Source organism: Cryobacterium sp. 10I1, from assembly GCF_035019805.1.
Lineage (GTDB): Bacteria > Actinomycetota > Actinomycetes > Actinomycetales > Microbacteriaceae > Cryobacterium > Cryobacterium glucosi.
In genome coordinates, this window is record NZ_JASJVF010000340.1 from 1 (window position 1) to 2,900 (window position 2,900).

Here is a 2,900-nt window from a genome sequence, read left to right on the forward strand (position 1 = left end):
GAGCGAACGGGTGAGATCGGCGTCCATGGCCAGGAGGATGTGGTTATCGGCGCGTTCGGCGACGAGATAGTGGTCGTTGGAGACGATGTCGACCTCGCGGCTCCACGTCCAGTAGTTGGCTGAGAGGCAGTTGGTGGCCATGAAGTTGGTGGTCACCGGGATGTCCGGGGTGAACCGGCGGATGGTGTCGCGTTCGTTGATGAAACACGCCAGCAGGGCGTCGGAGGAGAATCGTTTGAAGTCGAGGCGTTGGGCCTGGTTCGTCACGGAGGCGGACAGTCGGGGCGCATTGATTTCGTCCCATTCCCCGTAGCGCTGTCCCCAGAATGTGGTGCCCCAGGCATCGTTGAGTGCGCGGAGGGTGCCGTAGCGCTTCTGCAGCCAGAGCCGAAAGGCCGCGACGGAGTAGTCGTCGTATGACTCGCTGATCGGGGCCCCGTATTCGTTGTGCACGTGCCACAACACCAATGCGGGATGCCCCGCGTACCGACGGGCGAGCTGCTCGGTGATGTTGGCGGCGGCGCGGCGGTATTCGGGCGAACTGGGACTGACGACCCCACGTGAGCCGCCGGCCAGGTGCACACCGTCCCGGGTGACCGGGTGAGCGGCCGGGTATTTCTTCCAGAACCAGGCTGGGGGAGCCGCGGTCGGGGTGGCCAGGTCGATGTCGATCCCGGCAGCGTGAAGCAGCTCGAACAGGTCATCGAGCCAGGCGAAATCGTATTCGCCTTCACGGGGTTCAAGCAGGACCCACGAGAAGATGCCGAGGCTCACGAGGTTGATGCCGGCCTGTTTCATCAGCGCAATGTCCTCGAGCCAGACCTCACGCGGCCACTGTTCCGGGTTGTAGTCGCCGCCGTAGCGCAGGCTGGTTGTGCCGGGCATCCAGCGGTCCTGCTGAACCGCGACTACTCGGGAGAGAGACTCGAATGGCATGGGTTTGTGGCTCCTTCGACTGTGTGCGCTCCCAGTTCTATCACAGGATGCGGCTCTGTAGAAGTCCGGGATTCGCCTAGTTGACAGAACAATGGCTAGTGTGAGGTACTAGAACCGCTCACAGTCAAGGTCGACAAACGTTCACCGAGTCGGGGCGAACCCATCACAGCACCAGCTTTCTTCAAGGAGGACGAATGCGCACTTCATTCCGTGTCGGAGCAGTGGCCATGGCCGCTGCGGCCGCTTTGCTCATGTCGGGCTGTTCCAGCCCCACAACCGGCGGAGACACCGGTGCCCCCGTGTCACTGAACTACTGGGCCTGGGCTCCCAACCTCGACAAGGTCGTCGACATCTGGAACAAGGCCCACCCCGAGATCCAGGTCACGGTCCAGAAGCAGGACGGCGGTGACCCCGCGATCACCAAACTGCTGACCGCCGTCAAAGCGGGAAGCGGCGCCCCGGACCTGATCCAGGCCGAGTACCAGAAGATCCCCACCCTGGTCGCGGCGAATGCACTCGCCGACATCTCCGGCGACGTCGGCTCCGACGTGAAGGGCGCCTTCGCTGACGGCGTCTGGAACTCGGTCACCCTGGGCAGTGACGCGTTGTACGCGATCCCCCAGGACACCGGCCCGATGATGTTCTACTATCGCGCCGACGTCTTCGAGAAGCTCGGCCTCACGGTCCCGACGACCTGGGATGAGTACGCGACTGACGCCCGTGCGATCCATGCCGCCAACCCGGCTGATTATCTGGGCACCTTCTCCTCGAGCGACGCCGGCTGGTTCACCGGGCTGACCCAGCAGGCCGGCGCGTCCTGGTGGGGGATCGACGGGGACGCGTGGAGTGTCGACATCGACAAGACTCCGACCCAGAAGGTCGCGGCGTACTGGGGCGGCCTGGTCGAAGAGGGCGTCATCGACAACAAGCCGATGTACACGCCGGCATGGAACGCCGGGCTGAACACGGGCACCCAGGTGGGCTGGTTGAGCGCCGTCTGGGCTCCCGGCGTGTTGGCCGGCAACGCCGCAGACACCGCGGGCCTCTGGAAGGTCGCACCGATGCCGCAGTGGGATGCCTCGGCTCCCTCGACGGGTAACTGGGGTGGTTCCTCCACCGGGGTGACGACCCAGTCGACCCACCCCAAGGAAGCCGTCGAGTTCGCCACCTGGCTGAACACCGATCCGGCCGCCGTCGCAGCGCTAGTCAGCACCGCGAACATCTACCCGGCCGACGCGTCCGCCGCAGAGTCCGCCTTGACGACGGCCCCGGCCTTCTTCAGCAACCAGCCGGACTTCTACACCGTCGCCGCCCAGGTCGCCAAGACCGTCTCGCCGTTCAACTACGGCCCGAATGTCAACGTGGCGTACAGCGCATACAACGACGAGTTCGCCAAGGCCGCGGATGCGAAGTCGAAGAGCGCCTTCCTGGCCGCGGTCACCAGCATGCAGAAAATCACCACCGATGACCTGACCAAGAGCGGGTTCACCGTCAAGTAGTGCCACCGGGGAAGGCCCGCCGGCCTCAGGCATCCGCGGGCTTTCCCCACTTCTTCTCCCTTCGATTGAGGATCACCTGTGACTGCCACTGTGACCGAGGCGCCGAAGCCTCGAACGCGAACCGACCTCCCGTCGAGTACGCGAACGGGAAATTTCCGTTCGAGAGTACTCACCCCCTATCTCATGCTCGCGCCGGGCATCATCCTGTTCCTCGCGTTCATGGCCGCCCCGATCGCGTACACGCTGTTCCTCAGCCTGCAGAAGAAGCAGGTCAAGGGGCTCGGGCTCGGCTCGGGAAGCCGCACGACGGCGTTCGCCGGCGTGGAAAACTACATCACCTCGCTCACCAACGCTGATTTCGGAGCGAGCGTGGGCCGGGTGCTGCTCTACGGTCTCGTCCTGATCCCGCTCATGCTCGGCCTGGCCCTGCTCTTCGCTCTCTTGCTCGACTCGCGCCGAACCCGG

At 64.6% G+C, this 2,900-nt stretch carries 2 protein-coding genes and 1 pseudogene; 2 read left to right on the top strand and 1 reads right to left on the bottom strand.

The genetic code is table 11. The features are described from left to right. Positions 1-885: beta-galactosidase (locus tag QN345_RS17615; RefSeq protein ID WP_323508981.1), on the bottom strand; the 885-nt coding region annotated here is incomplete at its 3' end. A 245-nt stretch (positions 886-1,130) separates the two neighbouring features. Between QN345_RS17615 and QN345_RS17620 the strand changes: the two genes are divergently transcribed. Next, on the top strand, positions 1,131-2,435 hold the full coding sequence (locus QN345_RS17620; RefSeq protein ID WP_322135239.1) for an ABC transporter substrate-binding protein: 1,305 nt from the start codon (positions 1,131-1,133) through the stop codon (positions 2,433-2,435). 183 nt (positions 2,436-2,618) lie between these two features. Further along, a pseudogene (locus QN345_RS17625) lies at positions 2,619-2,900 on the top strand (sugar ABC transporter permease); the annotation flags it as partial.

Bases quoted from the DNA above. Each gene is read 5' to 3' on its own strand.
- QN345_RS17620 (WP_322135239.1), top strand. From the start codon at position 1,131: ATGCGCACTTCATTCCGTGTCGGAGCAGTGGCCATGGCCGCTGCGGCC.